This window comes from Bacillus sp. ISO11 (genome assembly GCF_003458115.1).
Taxonomy (GTDB): Bacteria; Bacillota; Bacilli; order Bacillales; family Bacillaceae_G; genus Bacillus_A; species Bacillus_A cereus.
In genome coordinates this window covers 133,922-153,993 of record NZ_QXCO01000008.1, presented here as the reverse complement: position 1 = coordinate 153,993, position 20,072 = coordinate 133,922, and the positions used below count along the sequence as shown (strand labels likewise).

The window sequence follows — 20,072 nt, the reverse complement described above, 5'->3', positions numbered from 1 at the left end:
GTTGCAGGAACAATGGGGGTATGTTGCAATCTCGTTTATAATAGGGGTTGCAATTGCCTTTTCATCGTCACTTTTATTGATAGTTTTTTGCCTCTTTTTAAATGTTTTCTTCTGTTTATATCGCACTTCGCGTAAAACCTTCATTTTTTGTATTGTAGCGTACTTTAGTAGCGCTATATACACTTCCTATGTTCAAACGTGGAATAAGCCTCTAGGGGAGTCCTATGGAGTTACAAGAGGAGTTATACAAAATACACCGCTTGTTAATGGGGATCGCCTATCTTTTCAATTTGAAGATCAGAATAAAAATATAGTGCAGTTAAGTTATAGAATCAAATCAGTCTTGGAAAAGAAAAAAATGCAACAATTATACGCAGGGATATCATGTGTATTCGAGGGTGAGAGGAAAGAACCGGAAACAGCTCGGAATTTTCATGGTTTTAATTACCGTGATTATTTATACAAACAACATATTCATTTTACATTTGAGGCTACATATATTTCTGAATGCTATAAAACATCACTGTCGCTCACGCAATGGATTCTTCTTTTGAGGCAACAAGCAATCTCGAAAGTTACAGAAATGTTTCCAGAGCAATCAGGTGCTTTTATGAATGCATTAATATTTGGTGATAGACAACAAATGACGTTTGAAGTGGAAGAGCAATATCAACAATTTGGTCTTGTACATTTGTTAGCAATTTCAGGTTCGCACATTGTATTGTTAATGGTGATAGTATATTTTATTTTGCTAAGAAGCGGTGTGACAAGGGAGGTAGCAACAATTTGCCTTATCGTTTGTATTCCTTTGTATATGGTTTTAGCAGGGGCGTCACCCTCTGTTATAAGAGCTTCTATAACAGGAGTTTTGATGTTGATTGCTTTTATGTGCTCGATTCGTTTGTCTAGTTTAGATGCTTTAAGTGTAACAGCTATATGCATGCTTATATATGACCCTTATCTTGTTTTTAATATTGGATTTCAGTTTTCTTTTGTAGGTAGCTTCGCTTTACTTTTGTCTGCTCCGTTATTGTTAGGAAGTAGCAACGGAGTAATCCGGAATTCTATTTATATTTCTATCATTTCACAGCTCGTTAGTACTCCGATTTTGTTATATCACTTTGGTTATTTTTCTCCATATAGCATTCTCCTCAATCTCTTATACGTTCCGTTTTTATCTATCATTGTATTACCATGTAGCATTATTATTTTACTGTGTATGCCAATTGTCCCGTTTCTCGCAAAAGGATTTGCCGATGTATTATCAATAGGCTTGAGTATGTCTAATGATTTTCTAAGTTATTGTGAAAGTTTACCATTTACCCAGCTTATCTTCGGGGAAACGCCCTTCAATCTTGTAGCTGTATATTGCGCGAGTATTGTCAGCATATTGATGGTTTGGGAACGGAGAGCGCCGAAAAAAATAGTTTGTATAGTTGCGAGTGTATTTCTTTTTATTAGCACATATCATTATATATATCCATATTTTAGAGGAAGCGGAAGTGTAACATTTATTGATGTTGGACAAGGTGATGCAATATTAATTCGCCTTCCGTATGATAAAGGGATTTATCTTATTGATACAGGTGGAACGCTTCGTGTGAATAAGGAAGAATGGCAACAAAAAAAGCATGAATTTTCTGTTGGAAATGATGTTTTAATACCCTTTTTACAAAAAGAAGGTATTAAAACAATTGATAAATTAATCGTAACGCATGGAGATGCAGATCATATAGGTGCTGCGCAAGAATTATTATCATATATACCTGTAAAAGAAGTGGTATTTGGCCGAAAGGGAAAAGATGCAGTATTAGAAAAAGTAGTCAAGAAACAGGCATTAGAAAAGGAAATGAAAATAACTGAAGTGGGGGAAGGGGAGAGTTGGAGTGTAAATGAAGCGGAATTTTTTGTTTTAGCTCCAAAAGGAAAAGAAAAAAGTGAAAATAACGCTTCAATTGTAATATGGGCAAAATTTGGAGGGTTGAAGTGGCTATTTACAGGCGATTTGGAAGAAGAAGGGGAAAAGATTTTAGTAGAGGCATATCCAGATTTACAAGTAGATGTTTTAAAAGTTGCTCATCATGGGAGTGATACGTCATCTATAGAGCCTTTTTTGAACGTCATACAGCCTCGTGTAGCGATTATATCTGTTGGTAAGCAGAATAGGTATGGACACCCGCATAAAGAAGTGATAGAGCGTTTTGAGAAGATGGGGAGTGCGATATGGCGCACGGACAAGCAAGGTGCTATTTCCTATGTTTTTAAAGGGGAAAATGGAACCTTTAAAAGTAAAATCACATATGATAAAACACATAATAGATGAAAAAGAGAAGACTGCCATGAAGTGGCAGTCTTTAAGAACCGATAAATTTAATAACAGTTGCAATGATGAAAAGTGTTGCGAAAAAACCAAATGAGACGATAAATCCTACCCCTGAATCAATAGCGTCATTGCGTTTACTTTGAACGTTTTGTTCAAAATCATTCATTTAGAATCCCTCCCCAACATTCCACTTTAGTATAAAATATTGTCAGAAAAAAATCTACAATTTCCATATGAAGAGAAAACGAGCTTTTTTGTTACTTGTAAATCATGAAGTAATGTGAGTTTTTCGTTTCCAAGCATGTTAACAGTTGGCACTTATACTCAAATTTTTATTGCGAATAATAAAGGGAAGGTGATTACCGCACACCAATAAGAAACCCGGGGCTTATTGCGTGGCGTTTAATATAAATAAAGGGACGGGTTATAAAGCCTGTTCCTTTGTACTTGTAAAACAAAAGCTAGGGCATTAGTATAAATATATATTGCCAAGTTAGGGAGTAGGAAAAAGTATGAGTGATATACATAAAAAAATTAAAAAGAAACAGTTTGCTCCGTTATATTTAATATATGGAACGGAAGCTTTTTTTATAAATGAAACGATAAAGCTTATTACGACAGAAGCACTTGAAGAAGAAGATCGAGAGTTTAATGTTGTGACATACGATTTAGAAGAAGCGTATTTAGAAGATGTGGTTGAGGATGCGCGTACGCTTCCTTTCTTCGGAGAACGGAAAGTACTGTTAATAAAATCACCGCTATTTTTGACTTCGCAAAAAGAAAAGTTAGAGCAAAATATAAAAATTTTAGAAGAATACATTAGTGAACCTTCTCCATTTTCTATTCTTGTTTTTGTTGCGCCTTACGAAAAACTTGATGAGCGAAAAAAAATTACAAAACTATTAAAGAAAACAGCAGATGTAGTAGAAGCGAATGCAATGCAAGTACAGGATGTTCAGAAGTGGATTGTTGCTCGTGCAGATGAAGTGCATGTGCATATTGATAACGCGGCTGTTAGTTTGTTGCTAGAGCTTGTGGGAAGTAATGTAACGATGTTGGCGAAGGAAATGGACAAGTTAACGTTATACGTTGGTATGGGCGGAGAGATTACGACGAAACTTGTTGCAGAGCTTGTGCCAAAATCAGTTGAGCAAAATGTATTTGCTTTGACAGAAAAAGTGGTGAAAAAAGATATTGCAGGTGCAATGCAAATTTTGGATGGATTATTTACGCAGCAGGAAGAGCCGATTAAATTGCTTGCGTTATTAGTGAGTCAATTCCGCTTGTTGTATCAAGTGAAAGAGCTACAGCAACGTGGTTATGGACAAAATCAAATTGCGTCTCATATTGGTGTACATCCGTATCGTGTAAAGTTAGCAATGAATCAAACGAAGTTTTTCTCTTTTGAAGAATTAAAAAAAGTGATTATAGAATTAGCGGAAGCTGATTATAGTATGAAGACGGGAAAGATGGATAAGAAGCTTGTGCTCGAATTTTTCTTAATGCGATTAAATCATATGTGATGACACAAAAAAGTTCATGCACTTAGTGCATGAACTTTTTTGTATATAAAAAAACGATCCAAATGGATCGTTTTTTAAACGCCTTACGCGTTTACTTGTTTCGCTAAGCGAGATTTTTGACGAGCTGCAGCGTTTTGGTGGATAAGACCTTTACGAGCTGCTTTGTCAAGTTTTTTAGAAGCAGTTTTGAAAGCTTCTTTAGCATTTTCAAGATCGTTATTAGTAACTAAAGCTTCTACAGTTTTAACAGCAGAACGCATGTCAGACTTGATAGAAGCGTTATGTGCACGACGCTCTTCGCTAAGTTTAGCGCGTTTGATAGCAGATTTGATGTTTGCCATACTTTTCACCTCCCTGGTGCAATCGAATGACTCGATTCTTACATAGAACAAGTGATATTCTATCAAACGGTGAAGAGAATTGCAATAGTATATCCATGAAATTTCACGTAAAGGAAAGAATGACCTTATATAACTTTGGGAAATCTAACGATATTTACTATGAATTACGGAGGAGATACGATGAAAGAACCATTAGATTTAAGTAAATATAGCATTAGAACTGACCTTGCTGTAGAAGCTCATCAAATGTTGCAAGAAAGCCAAGAAGAACAAAAAGGGATACAGGGAGTTATTGTAAAAGAGAGAGAAGAAGAAGGTACTATAATTACAAAAGTAACGATTGATGAAGCTGCCTCTGAAGCGATGGGGAAAAAACCTGGAAATTATTTAACACTTGAAGTACAAGGGATACGTCAGCAAGATACAGAACTTCAACAAAAAGTGGAGCGTATTTTTGCAAAAGAATTTTCTTGTTTCTTAGAAGAGGTTGGAGTTACAAAAGAAGCAAGCTGTTTAATTGTAGGTCTTGGGAATTGGAATGTAACACCAGATGCTCTTGGACCGATAGTTGTAGAAAATGTATTAGTAACGAGACATTTGTTTCAATTGCAGCCTGAAAGTGTAGAAGAAGGATTTAGGCCTGTTAGTGCAATTCGGCCGGGGGTAATGGGGATTACAGGAATCGAAACGAGCGATGTTATTTATGGAATTATTGAGAAGACGAACCCGGACTTTGTAATTGCAATTGATGCATTAGCTGCCCGTTCTATTGAACGAGTAAATAGCACGATACAAATTTCTGATACTGGAATCCATCCTGGATCGGGGGTTGGGAATAAACGTAAAGAACTAAGTAAAGACACATTAGGTATCCCTGTTATCGCAATTGGTGTTCCGACTGTGGTCGATGCTGTTTCGATTACAAGTGATACGATTGATTTTATTTTGAAACATTTTGGTCGAGAGATGAAAGAAGGAAATAAACCTTCACGATCTTTGTTACCAGCGGGATTTTCATTTGGAGAAAAGAAAAAATTAACAGAAGAAGATATGCCGGATGAAAAGAGCAGAAATATGTTTTTAGGTGCTGTTGGTACATTGGAAGAAGAAGAAAAAAGAAGGCTGATTTATGAAGTGCTATCTCCTCTTGGTCATAATTTAATGGTAACCCCAAAAGAAGTAGATACTTTTATTGAGGATATGGCGAATGTAATAGCGAGTGGTTTAAATGCAGCGCTACATCATCAAATTGATCAAGATAATACGGGAGCATATACACATTGAGGGGAACAGATGATTATGGTTTGAGTCGCTTTGCGCTTTTGTGTATATGTAGTGTAGCTTTATGTTTACTTATGATGATAGCAGGAGTGGCACTTGCTAATCATGGTTTGAAAAGTATGAAAGGCTATCAGCAATTGTCATATGAACAAATAGCTCATATGACAGGGACAGAAAGTACAGGTGCTGAATCAGAAATTTTGGGTAGCTCGTTTTCGGCCTCAGAAAAACAACAGCAATTAGAACGTTTAAGAAGTTTTAATGTTGTAGAAGGAATTGGGATGGCGGTAGCAAGTGTAGCTTATGAAATGACGAAGTTCGGGACAGATATAGTTGTTGGGAAAATAAAAGGAATTTTTAGCTAAGAGTAACATGGGAGGCGGTTGTTTTACTGATTTGTAAGACAGCCGTTTTAAAATTTGAAAAGGGTTTGTCTCTTATGGTTTATTCGCATAAGATATAGATAGAATGATTTGTATCGTAAGCAGCACGAGTTTTCATTGAATCTTTGTTGCTCTATTGATATAATCAGTGCTAGTGTATATTGGCGAGACTATTAGGAGTTGAGAACATAGATGAATAAAGAAGAAAGAGCAAAAAGACAGTCCAAAATTCGTAATTTCTCTATTATTGCTCATATTGACCACGGAAAATCAACGTTAGCAGACCGTATTTTAGAGAAAACAAACGCGTTAACACAACGCGAAATGAAAGCTCAGTTGCTTGACTCTATGGATTTAGAGCGTGAGCGTGGTATTACAATTAAATTAAACGCAGTACAATTAAACTATAAAGCAAAAGATGGTGAAGAGTATATTCTTCATTTAATTGATACACCAGGACATGTCGACTTTACGTACGAAGTATCTCGTAGTTTAGCGGCTTGTGAAGGCGCGATTCTTGTAGTAGATGCAGCGCAAGGTATTGAAGCGCAAACGTTAGCAAACGTATACTTAGCGCTTGATAACAATTTAGAAATTTTACCAGTTATTAATAAAATCGACTTACCAAGTGCGGATCCAGAACGTGTACGTCAAGAGGTAGAAGATGTAATTGGTTTAGACGCATCAGAAGCGGTACTTGCTTCTGCGAAAGCTGGAATTGGTATTGAAGAAATTTTAGAACAAATTGTTGAAAAAGTACCAGCTCCGTCGGGTGATTCAGAAGAGCCATTACAATGTATGATTTTCGACTCTTTATATGATCCGTACCGCGGTGTAATTGCTTATATCCGTGTTGTAAATGGAACAGTAAAAGTTGGCGATAAAGTACGTATGATGGCAACGGGTAAAGAATTTGAAGTAACAGAAGTAGGTGTATTTACACCGAAAACTACGCAACGTGACGAGTTAACAGTAGGTGATGTAGGTTTCTTAGCAGCATCGATTAAAAATGTTGGTGACACACGTGTTGGTGATACGATTACACATGCGAAACGTCCAGCTGCAGAGCCGTTAGCAGGTTACCGTAAGTTAAATCCGATGGTATTCTGTGGTCTGTATCCAATTGACTCTGCTCGTTATAACGATTTACGTGATGCATTAGAAAAATTAGAGTTAAACGATTCTGCTCTTGAGTTTGAACCAGAAACATCTCAAGCGCTAGGATTTGGTTTCCGTTGTGGTTTCTTAGGGCTTCTTCACATGGAAATCATTCAAGAACGTATTGAACGTGAATTTAAGATTGACTTAATTACAACAGCGCCAAGCGTTATTTATAAAGTTTATTTAACTAACGGTGAAGATGTTATTGTTGATAACCCATCTAATATGCCAGATCCACAGTCTATCGATCGTGTAGAAGAGCCGTTTGTGAAGGCTTCAATTATGGTTCCGAATGACTATGTTGGAGCTGTAATGGAGATTTGCCAAGGTAAACGTGGAACGTTTATTGATATGCAATATTTAGATGAAACGCGTGTTACATTAACATATGAAATCCCGTTATCAGAAATCGTATATGACTTCTTCGATCAATTGAAATCAAATACGAAAGGGTATGCATCATTTGACTACGAGTTAATTGGCTATAAACCATCTAAACTTGTGAAAATGGATATTCTTTTAAATAATGAACAAGTGGATGCTTTATCATTTATCGTACACCGTGATTCAGCGTATGACCGTGGTAAAGTAATCGTAGAGAAATTAAAAGAATTAATTCCGAGACAACAATTTGAAGTGCCAATTCAGGCGACTATCGGAAATAAAGTTGTAGCACGTTCTACAATTAAAGCGATGCGTAAAAACGTACTTGCAAAATGTTACGGCGGTGACATTTCTCGTAAGCGTAAACTTCTTGATAAGCAAAAAGAAGGTAAAAAACGTATGAAGTCTGTTGGTTCTGTAGAAGTACCGCAAGAGGCATTTATGGCTGTACTGAAAATGGATGACAACTAATATTTGAAATAAAAAAGAAGTCGTTTGTGCGGCTTCTTTTTTCTGTATAATTACTTTTTAGACATCTGAGCAGCTCTCATTTACAATAATGAGAGAGCTTTTTAGTTCATATAGAGTTAGGAGATTGTTAATGTCCGAAAATATTCGAAAAGATATTCAAGATAAAATACAAAATGGTAATTTTAATTGTGAAAAGGAATTGACGCTTTCTATTATTAGTGGAAAGTGGAAAGTTGTGATACTGTGGCATCTTGGTGTGGAAGGACCACATCGTTTCAGTGAATTACAACGGTTATTCCCAAGCATTTCTCATAAAGTTTTGTCGAACCAATTAAAAGAGTTAATGGAAGATGGAATTGTTGATCGGACAGTATATCCCGAAATTCCTCCTCGCGTTGAGTATTATATGACGGAACTAGGCATGTCACTTTTACCGATCGTTGAAATGATGTATGATTGGGGAAAAATGCGAATGGAACAAATTCGTAATACGTTAGAGAAGTAGAGAACCCTCCGGAGTGCGGAGGTTTTCTTTTTAGAAAGGTAGGAGTTATATTTGGTACAAGCTGCATATATTCATATTCCGTTTTGTCAGCACATTTGTCACTATTGTGATTTTAATAAAGTGTTTATTGAACGCCAACCGGTTGATCAATATTTAGATTATTTAGAGAAGGAAATAATAAATACGGTTCAAAAAGTTCCGTTTGATAGTATAAAAACGATTTTTGTGGGCGGGGGAACTCCGACAGCGTTAAATATGGAACAGACAAAAAAATTACTCGAGATTATTAATCGTCATTTGCGTCCGTTCGCCCCAAATTGTGAATTAACATTTGAAGCGAATCCAGGAGATCTGCCGAAAGAGAAGTTGAATGTACTGCTAGAAGGTGGAGTGAATCGAATTAGTTTTGGTGTGCAAACGTTCCGTGATGAACTGCTTGAGAAAATCGGGCGCAAGCATACGAGGGAAGATGCATTCCTCGCGATTCGAGAAGCACAGGAAGTAGGATTTAAAAATATTAATGTAGATATTATTTATGCTTTGCCAGGACAGACGATAGAAGATGTAAAAGAAACATTAGATATTGCTTTTACGCTTGGTGTACAACATTTCTCTGCATATTCATTAATTGTGGAACCTAAAACAGTGTTTTATAACTTAATGAACAAAGGGAAATTGCGTCTTCCGGGTGAAGACCATGAAGCGAAAATGTATGAAATAGTAATGGATGAAATGGAGAAACACGGTTATAACCAGTATGAAATTAGTAATTTCTCAAAAGGTGACAATAAAAGTAGACATAATCTCACATACTGGAATAATGAAGAGTATTATGGATTTGGAGCTGGAGCTCATAGTTATGTGAACGGGGAACGTATTCAAAATGTAGGTCCGCTGAAGCAATATTTTAATAAAATTGATGAAACAGGATTTCCGTATTTAGATGTTCACAAAGTGACGGAGAAAGAAAGAATGGAAGAAGAGCTGTTCTTAGGGCTTCGAAAAACAAAAGGTGTTTCTAAAACGGCGTTCCGCAATAAATTTAATGTAGAGATGGATCAAGTTTTCGCGAAGCAGTTACAAAGCAACCAAGAGCAGGGATTGCTTGAAGAGGAAGATGGACATGTGCGTTTAACGCGAAAAGGAAAATTATTAGGGAATGAAGTATTCCAATCATTTTTGATTGACTAATTAAATGTTCCATAGGCGTGAAAAAGTTTCATTATTTCGTGACGTTTCCGTTGACAATTGAATGTCAATTTTGGTAAGTTATTAATAGATTTAGCACTCAAAGACAAAGAGTGCTAACAGAGGTGATGATGAGATGCTTACGGAACGTCAGCTCTTAATTTTACAAACAATTATTGATGACTTTATTGGATCAGCGCAGCCCGTTGGGTCTAGAACGTTGGCTAAAAAAGATGAAATTACATTTAGTTCAGCTACTATTCGAAATGAAATGGCGGACTTAGAAGAATTAGGTTTTATTGAAAAAACGCACAGTTCTTCTGGACGTGTTCCTTCTGAGAAAGGCTACCGATTTTATGTAGACCATCTTTTAGCACCGCAAAACTTACCGAACGCTGAAATTGTACAAATTAAAGATTTATTTGCTGAAAGAATTTTTGAAGCGGAAAAAATTGCACAACAATCTGCTCAAATTTTATCAGAACTTACGAATTATACGGCCATTGTTCTTGGACCGAAGTTAAGTACAAATAAACTTAAAAATGTACAAATTGTGCCGCTTGATCGTCAAACTGCTGTCGCTATTATTGTAACCGATACAGGGCATGTACAAAGTAAAACGATTACCGTTCCGGAATCTGTTGATTTATCAGATTTAGAAAAAATGGTTAATATTTTAAATGAAAAGCTATCTGGCGTACCGATGGAAGAACTTCATAATAAAATCTTTAAGGAGATTGTTACAGTTTTACGTGGGTATGTTCATAATTACGATAGTGCAATAAAAATGTTGGATGGTACATTTCAAGTTCCGTTATCGGAAAAGATATACTTTGGAGGAAAAGCAAATATGCTTTCGCAGCCAGAGTTCCATGACATTCAAAAGGTTAGATCTTTACTTACCATGATTGATAATGAAGCCGAATTTTATGACATTTTGCGTCATAAACAAGTCGGGATTCAAGTGAAAATTGGTAGGGAAAACTCTTCGACGGCTATGGAGGATTGTAGTTTAATTTCTGCAACATATTCGATCGGCGAAGAGCAACTTGGAACAATTGCTATTTTAGGTCCTACGAGAATGCAATATTCTCGTGTAATTAGTTTGTTACAGTTATTTACGAGACAATTTACTGATGGACTTAAAAAGTAAATGAGAGTAATACATTCGCTCAAGTGATGAAATTTTCATTGCTGTGTGTAATATATAATGCTTAGGTAATCATGCTATGCATGATACCTAATACCTTTTAAGGAGGTGAATATTGTGGAAGAGCGTAACGAACAAGTGGTAGAAGAAGTAAAAGAAGCGCAAGTTGAAGAAGCTGTCACACCAGAAAACAGTGAAGAAACTGTAGAAGAAAAAAGTGAGGCTGCTCTTTTACAAGAAAAAGTAGATGAGCTACAAGCGAAACTAACGGAAACGGAAGGTCGCACATTACGTCTACAAGCTGATTTTGAAAATTATAAGCGCCGTGTCCAAATGGATAAACAGGCTGCTGAAAAATATAGAGCACAAAGTCTAGTTTCAGACATCTTGCCAGCTCTTGATAATTTTGAAAGAGCAATGCAAGTGGAAGCGACTGATGAGCAAACGAAATCCTTGTTACAAGGTATGGAAATGGTGCATCGTCAATTGTTAGAAGCGCTGACTAAAGAAGGTGTGGAAGTGATTGAAGCTGTTGGTAAACAGTTTGATCCTAATGAACACCAAGCTATTATGCAAGTGGAAGATAGTGAATTTGAATCAAACGCGGTTGTGGAAGAATTCCAAAAAGGTTATAAACTAAAAGACCGTGTGATTCGCCCATCAATGGTAAAAGTAAATCAATAATTTACATAAAACTAGGAGGATTCGCCATGAGTAAAATTATCGGTATTGACTTAGGTACAACAAACTCTTGTGTAGCTGTTATGGAAGGTGGAGAACCAAAGGTTATCCCAAATCCAGAAGGAAACCGTACAACACCTTCTGTTGTAGCTTTCAAAAATGAAGAACGTCAAGTTGGGGAAGTTGCAAAGCGCCAAGCAATTACAAACCCAAATACAATCATGTCTGTTAAACGTCATATGGGTACAGACTACAAAGTAGAAGTTGAAGGTAAAGATTATACACCTCAAGAAATTTCTGCAATCATTTTACAAAACTTAAAAGCTTCTGCTGAAGCATACTTAGGTGAAACAGTAACGAAAGCTGTTATTACAGTACCTGCATACTTCAACGATGCAGAGCGTCAAGCAACGAAAGATGCTGGTCGTATTGCTGGTTTAGAAGTTGAGCGTATTATTAACGAGCCAACAGCAGCAGCACTTGCTTACGGTTTAGAAAAACAAGACGAAGAACAAAAAATCTTAGTATATGACTTAGGTGGCGGTACATTTGACGTATCTATCCTTGAGTTAGCAGACGGCACATTCGAAGTTATTTCAACTGCTGGTGACAACCGTCTTGGTGGCGATGACTTTGACCAAGTTATCATCGATCACTTAGTAGCTGAGTTCAAAAAAGAAAATAACATTGATTTAAGCCAAGATAAAATGGCGCTTCAACGCTTGAAAGATGCAGCTGAAAAAGCGAAAAAAGATCTTTCTGGTGTAACACAAACTCAAATTTCATTACCATTCATTAGTGCTGGAGCTGCTGGTCCATTACACTTAGAATTAACGTTAACAAGAGCGAAATTCGAAGAGCTTTCAGCAGGTCTTGTTGAAAGAACATTAGAGCCAACTCGTCGTGCATTAAAAGACGCTGGTTTTGCTCCAAGCGAATTAGATAAAGTTATTCTTGTTGGTGGATCTACTCGTATCCCAGCTGTACAAGAAGCTATTAAACGTGAAACTGGTAAAGAGCCATATAAAGGTGTAAACCCTGATGAAGTTGTAGCATTAGGTGCTGCAGTTCAAGGTGGCGTACTTACTGGTGATGTAGAAGGCGTTCTATTATTAGACGTAACTCCACTTTCTTTAGGTATTGAAACTATGGGTGGCGTGTTCACGAAATTAATCGAGCGTAACACTACAATTCCAACAAGTAAGTCACAAGTATTCTCGACAGCTGCTGATAATCAACCAGCAGTAGACATTCACGTATTACAAGGTGAGCGTCCAATGTCGGCTGACAACAAAACGTTAGGTCGTTTCCAATTAACTGACCTTCCACCAGCACCACGTGGTATTCCACAAATCGAAGTAACATTCGATATTGATGCGAACGGTATCGTTAACGTACGTGCGAAAGACTTAGGAACAAGCAAAGAGCAAGCTATTACAATCCAATCTTCTTCAGGTCTTTCTGATGAAGAAGTAGAACGTATGGTACAAGAAGCGGAAGCAAATGCTGACGCTGACCAAAAACGTAAGGAAGAAGTTGAACTTCGTAACGAAGCTGACCAACTTGTATTCCAAACAGACAAAGTTGTAAAAGATTTAGAAGGTAAAGTAGATGCAGCTGAAGTTGCAAAAGCAACAGAAGCGAAAGAAGCATTACAAGCTGCAATTGAGAAAAACGAGCTTGAAGAAATTCGTGCGAAAAAAGATGCTTTACAAGAAATCGTACAACAATTAACTGTTAAATTATACGAGCAGGCTCAAGCAGCTGCTGGTCAAGCAGAAGGTGCGCAAGGTGCACAAGACGCTGGCGCAAAGAAAGACAATGTAGTTGACGCTGAGTTTGAAGAAGTAAAAGAAGACAAGTAATTCAATTGTAAACATAATAAGTAAGATGACAAAAAGTCAAAGTCAAGCGTGCCTTGACTTTGGCTTTTTTCACGAATGAGAAGCGATGTGTGAGGATCTTAAGTTTTTCGCTTTGCATACTGTAAGTGAGGAAACTTTGTTGCAAAGCACTTTCTTTCGGTGTTAAAATTACGTTTATGTGAAAGATTCGGGGGTTGTAAATTTATGAGTAAACGAGACTATTATGAGGTCCTTGGACTTAGCAAGGGCGCTTCAACAGATGAAATTAAAAAAGCGTATCGTCGTTTGGCTAAAAAATACCATCCAGACGTAAGCAAAGAAGAAAATGCAATTGAAAAGTTTAAAGAAGTACAAGAAGCATACGAAGTGTTAAGTGATGATCAAAAGCGTGCACAGTACGATCAATTTGGTCATGCTGGTGCAAATCAAGGATTCGGTGGATTTGGCGGCGGAGGAGACTTCGGCGGTGGCTTCGGTTTTGAAGATATATTTAGTTCTTTCTTTGGCGGTGGCGGCGGCAGACGTCGTGATCCAAATGCTCCGCGCCAAGGTGCTGACTTACAATATCAAGTCACTTTAGATTTTGAAGAAGCTATTTTTGGTAAGGAATTAAATGTGGAAATTCCAGTAGAAGATCCATGTGATACTTGTAAAGGTAGTGGAGCAAAACCAGGAACTTCAAAAGAAACATGTAAACATTGTTCAGGCTCTGGTCAAGTGAGTGTAGAACAAAACACACCGTTTGGTCGTATCGTAAATCGTCAAGCTTGTGGTCATTGTTCGGGAACTGGACAAATTATTAAAGAAAAATGTACGACATGTCACGGTTCAGGTAAAGTTCGTAAACGTAAAAAAATCAATGTTAAAATTCCAGCGGGTATCGATAATGGTCAACAAATTCGTGTGTCTGGAAAAGGTGAAGCCGGCGTAAATGGCGGACCAGCAGGAGACTTATATGTTGTCGTTCATGTAAGAAATCATGAATTCTTCGAGCGTGAAGGAGATCACATTATTTGCGAAATGCCATTAACATTTGCGCAAATGGCGCTTGGTGATGAAGTGGAAGTTCCTACTGTTCATGGTAAAGTGAAGCTGAAAATTCCAGCAGGAACACAAACTGGAACAGAATTCCGCTTAAAAGGAAAAGGTGCTCCGAACGTACGTGGATACGGCCAAGGAGATCAATATGTAGTCGTTCGTGTTGTTGTACCGACGAAATTGACTTCGCAGCAAAAAGATTTATTACGTGAATTTGCAGGACAAGAAGAGCAGGATGATAGTTTATTCGGAAAGCTTAAACGTGCTTTCAAAGGGGAATAATGGAAATAAAAAATGGAGTTGGTAAATTGTGAAATGGTCAGAAATTAGTATTCATACAACAGAAGAAGCAGTAGAAGCTGTCTCTCATATTTTACATGAAGCTGGTGCTAGTGGAGTTGCGATTGAGGATCCAGCGGAGTTAACGAAAGAGCGCGAGCAACAATATGGTGAAATTTATGCATTGAACCCAGATGAATATCCGGCGGAAGGTGTATTAATAAAAGCGTATTTCCCGCAAACGGATTCTTTACATGAAACGATTGCAGGTGTAAAATCATCTATTGATGTGCTTCCATCTTACGACATCGAAATTGGTACTGGAAATATTACCGTTAACGAAGTCAATGAAGAAGATTGGGCTACTGCTTGGAAAAAATATTACCATCCAGTACAAATTTCTGATACATTCACAATCGTACCGACTTGGGAAGAATATACACCATCTTCTCCTGATGAAAAAATCATTGAATTAGACCCGGGTATGGCGTTTGGTACAGGAACTCATCCAACAACAACGATGTGTATCCGTGCTTTAGAAAAAACAGTACAGCCAGGTGACACTATTATTGATGTAGGAACAGGTTCTGGTGTACTTAGTATTGCGGCTGCAAAATTAGGTGCGTCTTCTGTTCAAGCATATGATTTAGATCCGGTTGCGGTTGAAAGTGCAGAAATGAATGTACGTTTAAATAAAACAGATGATATCGTGTCTGTTGGACAAAATAGTCTTTTAGAAGGCATTGAAGGTCCTGTTGATTTAATCGTAGCTAACTTATTAGCAGAAATTATTCTATTATTCCCTGAAGATGCAGCAAGAGTTGTGAAGTCAGGTGGATTATTTATTACATCGGGCATTATTGCTGCGAAGGAAAAAGTAATTTCTGAGGCGTTAGAACAAGCTGGATTTACAATTGAAGAAGTGTTACGAATGGAAGATTGGATAGCAATTATTGCACGAAATGCGTAATATAGATTTTAGTCTATAATGAAAAGGGGAGTCTCTCACTATAAGGTGAGAGACTTGCCGTTTGTTATATGAAAAATGATAACGTTTCGTTCTTTTCGTAAGTGTTGACTTACGAAAGGAACGAAACTCTACTAAGGTGATTATATGCAACGTTATTTTGTAGAAGAGAAATATGTAAATGAGACAGGTATTCGCATTGTAGGTGATGACGTACATCATATCGCAAGAGTGATGCGTATGTCAGCTGGTGATCATATTTATTGCTGTGTAAACGGAAAAACAGCAGTATGTTCAATTGATGAAATTACCAGTGAATTTATTAATACGGCTATTGTAGAATGGGTAGAGGCGTCAAGTGAACTTCCTGTTTTCGTGACGATTGCAAGTGGACTGCCAAAAGGAGACAAGCTAGAGTTAATTTTTCAAAAAGGAACTGAGCTTGGGGCAGCTGCATTCTTACCATTTCAAGCATCTCGCTCTATCGTAAAATGGGATGCGAAAAAAGCTGATAAAAAAGTTGAGCGTTTAAGAAAAATTGTGAAAGAAGCTGCGGAACAATCACATAGAAGTGAAATTCCAGAAGTACATGCTCCGGCATCATTTAAGCAATTGCTTTCAATGAGTGGTGAGTATGATGTTTGTCTTGTTGCTTACGAAGAGGAAGCAAAACAAGGTGAGAGATCTAATTTTGCGAAAGCTTTAACGACAATGAAACCAGGTCAAAAGCTATTGATTGTATTTGGCCCAGAAGGCGGTTTAGCTGAGGAAGAGATTACAGCGCTTCGTGAACATAAATTTGTACCATGTAGTTTAGGACCAAGAATTTTAAGAACAGAAACGGCGCCGTTATACGCGTTAAGTGCTGCTTCGTATCATTTTGAATTGATGGGGTGATGATCAATGTCAACTGTTGCGTTCCATACGTTAGGTTGTAAAGTAAACCACTATGAAACAGAAGCCATTTGGCAATTGTTTAAACAAGGTGGTTATGAAAGAACAGAATATGAAAAGAAAGCTGATGTATATGTTATTAACACATGTACAGTAACGAATACTGGGGACAAAAAAAGCCGTCAAGTAATCAGACGTGCTGTGCGTCAAAATCCAGATGCAGTTATTTGCGTAACGGGATGTTATGCACAAACATCTCCAGCTGAAATTATGGCGATTCCGGGTGTAGATATTGTAGTTGGTACACAGGATCGTGAAAAGATGTTAGGTTACATCGAAGAATTCCGTAAAGAGCGTCAACCAATTAATGCTGTCCGTAATATTATGAAAACACGTGTGTATGAAGAACTTGATGTACCTTATTTCACGGATCGTACACGTGCGTCTTTAAAAATACAAGAGGGTTGCAATAACTTCTGTACATTCTGTATCATTCCTTGGGCGCGTGGTTTAATGCGTTCTCGTGATGGAAAAGAAGTTATTAAACAAGCACAACAATTAGTGGATGCAGGCTATAAAGAAATCGTATTAACGGGTATTCATACAGGTGGATACGGCGAAGACATAAAAGATTATAACTTAGCTGGATTACTTCGTGATATGGAAGCGGAAGTAGGCGGATTAAAACGTCTTCGTATTTCTTCTATTGAAGCGAGTCAAATTTCAGATGAAGTAATTGAAGTGTTAGATAAATCTGAAGTAGTTGTACGCCACTTGCATATTCCGTTGCAATCTGGTTCTAATACTGTATTAAAACGTATGCGTCGTAAATATACGATGGAGTTCTTCCAAGAGCGTTTAGATCGTTTGAAAGAAGCGTTACCAGGCCTTGCGATTACATCTGACGTAATCGTTGGTTTCCCAGGTGAAACAGAAGAAGAATTCATGGAAACATACAATTTCATTAAAGAGAACCGCTTCTCTGAGTTACATGTGTTCCCTTACTCAAAACGTACAGGAACACCTGCAGCACGCATGGAAGATCAAGTTCCTGAAGATGTGAAGAATGATCGTGTTCATCGTTTAATTGAGCTATCTAATCAATTAGCGAAAGAATATGCATCAGCGTTTGAAGGTGAAGTGCTTGAAATCATTCCAGAAGAGCAATTTAAAGACGGCGACCGTGAAGGGTTATATGTAGGGTATACAGATAACTACTTGAAAATTGTATTTGAAGGATCAGAAGAATTAATTGGTAAGCTAGTGAAAGTGAAAATTACGAAAGCTGGTTATCCATATAACGAAGCGCAATTTGTTCGTGTTCTTGAAGATGATGTAAAAAAAGAATCAGCTAGCGCATAAAAAGAGCGTGCAACCGGAAACGGTTTGCATGCTTTCTTTATTTGAAGCGGTTAAGTACTATAAGGTGGGGAGGCGTTTCATGCATCCCTGTATGAAAAAAGATGAAATGATAAAAATATAGTTGTCTTCATCAGTAAAGGATACTAGCTATTTGCATAACTTTTGAAAAGGAAATGCTTCTATTCTTCTTTTATTCTGCCAAATAGTTGACCTGAAGTGATAAAATGTATTATAATCGTAAAAGACATGCTGAAGAAGTGTTTCTTTTTGCATGCTGAAGTTAGTATGTAAGTGTGATGTTTCGGAGGGAGGGAAAGAGAATGTCAAAAACAGTCGTTCGTAAAAACGAGTCTTTGGAGGATGCACTTCGCCGTTTTAAAAGATCGGTTTCTAAAACTGGTACACTTGCTGAAGCAAGAAAGCGCGAGTTTTATGAAAAACCAAGTGTAAAACGTAAGAAGAAATCTGAAGCGGCAAGAAAGCGTAAATTCTAAGAGAGGGTGTAAGTTATGAGTCTTCTCGGTCGTTTAAACGATGATATGAAACAAGCGATGAAGAATAAACAAAAAGAAAAATTAACCGTTATTCGTATGGTTAAGGCTGCTTTACAAAATGAAGGTATTAAACTGCAACATACTCTTACTGAAGAAGAGGAAATAACAGTTTTAGCTCGTGAAGTAAAACAGTATAAGGACTCCCTCCTTGAATTTAAAAAAGCTGGTCGTGAAGACCTTGTTAATAAACTGCAAAGTGAAATTCAGATTTTAAGCGCATATTTGCCAGAGCAATTAACTGAAGAAGAACTAGTTGATGTAATCAAGCAAGTTATTTCTGAAGTTGGTGCGACTTCTAAAGCAGATATGGGTAAGGTGATGACTGCTGTTATGCCGAAAGTAAAAGGTAAAACAGACGGATCACTTGTGAATAAGCTGGTTATCCAGCTATTAGCGTAAAAAAACGTCTCATTTCGTATGAGACGTTTTTTTATTGTTCTTATTAAGGAGAAACGCTATATTGCTTAAAAAGGGTTTCTATAAGTGATAGAAACCCCTCTAGTTAAAGTTTCAATTTATTATTTCCTTGTATAATTCCGATTCTACACCTATTCTTACTTCCTTGACTAAAACTTCTTTCGCAAATAAAAGCTAAGTACCGAACCTTCTGAAAATCAGATTGAAGTTTTATAGCTTGCTCTTCAGCATAATCCTCAAAGGTAACGAAAGAGATTCTAACTATTTTAGATTTTGCATCAGTTGCATAAAATGGCCGGATATTACTGTCGATAATTTGTTTTATAACATTCGAAATTTCTTGACTAAAGCCAATTTACTTTCGTATTTCCTCATTTATTAATTCATTTTTTAATGAACCCTAATATTTTTTGAAATTCATATAACAACCATCTATAAAATATTCTTACTTACAACGTAACATTCAGAGTGGAGAAATTTTCTTTTTTTTTGATTTTATCCCTCATTAACGGGCAGCCCGATTGGTGAGGGGGGATTAAAGTTTCACTTTATCTCATTTGTCCAATAAATGACAACTACTTATTCTATGGTCAGTATGTCACATCCAGAACGAATTGTAACAGTTTTTTTCAAGTTTCTAACTTCTCGCTAGGCTCAATTTCTTAATGTAACTTGTACTGATATCCTGTAGGGGCGCATATTCTTGTATTAATACTTCTATTATTAAAGGTAACATCCTCTGATCCATCATTGTCCTGACAAATATGATTTCATATAGCGGCTGTTTTAATTAACATGATATGAACTCTTACAGAATATAGTTATGTTAGTGAAGTCGTTATAACACGATAGGCACTTGTGAAGAAATACATATATATGGGATGAGAGGGGGTCTTTCGAGATGAAGAAATTAGAACAAATGAAAAATTGGTTGACAAAACAAGTAGACCTACCAGTGGATGTATTAATGGATCTACCTCGGATTACTCTTGTTGGGCAAATACATATTTATATAGAAAATCATCGGGGGTTATTAGTGTTTTCAGATAAAGAAGTGCGATTACTTTTAAAACACGGTCAATTATTAATTAAAGGACAATCCTTTGTTATTAAAACGATTCTTCCAGAAGAGCTTTTGCTCGAAGGGATAATTGAGCAAGTAACATTTTTAGAAAATGAAAAAAAAGGTGATTGAAGTGAAACTTCCATTTGTGAAGTTTTTCTTCTTTATCCTGTAAAAGTTCCGTTGATAGAGACTGATTACAGTTTTACTCGGTTTCATTTTAGTACGAGCTATTTTAATGT

Annotated in this window: 19 protein-coding genes; 17 read left to right on the top strand and 2 right to left on the bottom strand. The window is 36.9% G+C overall.

The features are described 5' to 3' along the window. The first annotated feature begins 1 nt into the window (after position 1). Entirely contained in the window at positions 2-2,323 is a 2,322-nt protein-coding gene (locus tag D1166_RS11235) for a DNA internalization-related competence protein ComEC/Rec2 (protein ID WP_097856088.1), read from the top strand. A gap of 31 nt (positions 2,324-2,354) precedes the next feature. Here the strand turns inward: D1166_RS11235 and D1166_RS11230 are convergent, their stop codons facing one another. After that, a complete protein-coding gene (locus D1166_RS11230) occupies positions 2,355-2,489 on the bottom strand; it encodes a YqzM family protein (RefSeq protein ID WP_000997609.1) in 135 nt (44 codons plus the stop codon). A gap of 346 nt (positions 2,490-2,835) precedes the next feature. Between D1166_RS11230 and holA the strand changes: the two genes are divergently transcribed. Next, positions 2,836-3,846: a DNA polymerase III subunit delta gene (gene holA / locus D1166_RS11225; RefSeq protein ID WP_118043308.1), complete on the top strand. Its 1,011-nt coding sequence runs from the start codon at positions 2,836-2,838 to the stop codon at positions 3,844-3,846. An 83-nt stretch (positions 3,847-3,929) separates the two neighbouring features. Here holA and rpsT read toward each other — a convergent pair whose 3' ends face one another. Then, entirely contained in the window at positions 3,930-4,187 is a 258-nt protein-coding gene (gene rpsT, locus D1166_RS11220) for a 30S ribosomal protein S20 (RefSeq protein ID WP_001274011.1), read from the bottom strand. Positions 4,188-4,367: 180 nt separating this feature from the next. Between rpsT and gpr the strand changes: the two genes are divergently transcribed. The 15 genes from gpr (at position 4,368) to yqfC (ending at position 19,962) form a co-directional block, all read left to right on the top strand. After that, positions 4,368-5,471 carry a GPR endopeptidase gene (gene gpr, locus D1166_RS11215; RefSeq protein WP_000662616.1) on the top strand — a complete coding sequence of 368 codons (1,104 nt, stop codon included), beginning with the start codon at positions 4,368-4,370 and terminating at the stop codon, positions 5,469-5,471. Beyond that, the gene (locus D1166_RS11210) at positions 5,468-5,833 is read left to right on the top strand and encodes a YqxA family protein (protein WP_001215034.1); all 366 of its coding nucleotides are present in this window, start codon (positions 5,468-5,470) and stop codon (positions 5,831-5,833) included. Before gpr ends, D1166_RS11210 begins: the two co-directional genes overlap by 4 nt. 210 nt (positions 5,834-6,043) lie before the next feature. Continuing rightward, positions 6,044-7,867: an elongation factor 4 gene (lepA, locus tag D1166_RS11205; RefSeq protein WP_001030951.1), complete on the top strand. Its 1,824-nt coding sequence runs from the start codon at positions 6,044-6,046 to the stop codon at positions 7,865-7,867. Between the two features lie 130 nt (positions 7,868-7,997). Then, the gene (locus D1166_RS11200; protein ID WP_001293539.1) at positions 7,998-8,372 is read left to right on the top strand and encodes a winged helix-turn-helix transcriptional regulator; all 375 of its coding nucleotides are present in this window, start codon (positions 7,998-8,000) and stop codon (positions 8,370-8,372) included. A gap of 51 nt (positions 8,373-8,423) precedes the next feature. Next, entirely contained in the window at positions 8,424-9,563 is a 1,140-nt protein-coding gene (gene hemW, locus D1166_RS11195) for a radical SAM family heme chaperone HemW (protein WP_000249427.1), read from the top strand. A 133-nt stretch (positions 9,564-9,696) separates the two neighbouring features. Further along, positions 9,697-10,713 (top strand): heat-inducible transcriptional repressor HrcA, encoded by a 1,017-nt coding sequence (hrcA, locus tag D1166_RS11190; protein WP_000954941.1) that lies wholly within the window; start codon positions 9,697-9,699, stop codon positions 10,711-10,713. Positions 10,714-10,827: 114 nt separating this feature from the next. Then, on the top strand, positions 10,828-11,394 hold the full coding sequence (gene grpE / locus D1166_RS11185; RefSeq protein ID WP_000392711.1) for a nucleotide exchange factor GrpE: 567 nt from the start codon (positions 10,828-10,830) through the stop codon (positions 11,392-11,394). A gap of 26 nt (positions 11,395-11,420) precedes the next feature. Further along, on the top strand, positions 11,421-13,256 hold the full coding sequence (gene dnaK / locus D1166_RS11180; protein WP_000034700.1) for a chaperone protein DnaK: 1,836 nt from the start codon (positions 11,421-11,423) through the stop codon (positions 13,254-13,256). A gap of 204 nt (positions 13,257-13,460) precedes the next feature. Next, positions 13,461-14,576: a chaperone protein DnaJ gene (gene dnaJ / locus D1166_RS11175; RefSeq protein WP_000043947.1), complete on the top strand. Its 1,116-nt coding sequence runs from the start codon at positions 13,461-13,463 to the stop codon at positions 14,574-14,576. Between the two features lie 28 nt (positions 14,577-14,604). Continuing rightward, entirely contained in the window at positions 14,605-15,543 is a 939-nt protein-coding gene (prmA, locus tag D1166_RS11170) for a 50S ribosomal protein L11 methyltransferase (RefSeq protein WP_098317854.1), read from the top strand. 144 nt (positions 15,544-15,687) lie between these two features. Continuing rightward, a complete protein-coding gene (locus D1166_RS11165; RefSeq protein ID WP_097856089.1) occupies positions 15,688-16,437 on the top strand; it encodes a 16S rRNA (uracil(1498)-N(3))-methyltransferase in 750 nt (249 codons plus the stop codon). Between the two features lie 6 nt (positions 16,438-16,443). Further along, positions 16,444-17,796 carry a tRNA (N(6)-L-threonylcarbamoyladenosine(37)-C(2))-methylthiotransferase MtaB gene (gene mtaB, locus D1166_RS11160; protein WP_000108679.1) on the top strand — a complete coding sequence of 451 codons (1,353 nt, stop codon included), beginning with the start codon at positions 16,444-16,446 and terminating at the stop codon, positions 17,794-17,796. Positions 17,797-18,116: 320 nt separating this feature from the next. Then, positions 18,117-18,290, top strand: coding sequence for a 30S ribosomal protein S21 (gene rpsU / locus D1166_RS11150; RefSeq protein ID WP_000048061.1), 174 nt, complete (start codon positions 18,117-18,119; stop codon positions 18,288-18,290). A 15-nt stretch (positions 18,291-18,305) separates the two neighbouring features. Next, positions 18,306-18,749, top strand: a complete 444-nt coding sequence (locus tag D1166_RS11145; protein ID WP_000054562.1) for a GatB/YqeY domain-containing protein — start codon at positions 18,306-18,308, stop codon at positions 18,747-18,749. A gap of 919 nt (positions 18,750-19,668) precedes the next feature. Then, the gene (gene yqfC, locus D1166_RS11135) at positions 19,669-19,962 is read left to right on the top strand and encodes a sporulation protein YqfC (protein ID WP_000732269.1); all 294 of its coding nucleotides are present in this window, start codon (positions 19,669-19,671) and stop codon (positions 19,960-19,962) included. Positions 19,963-20,072: the final 110 nt, after the last annotated feature.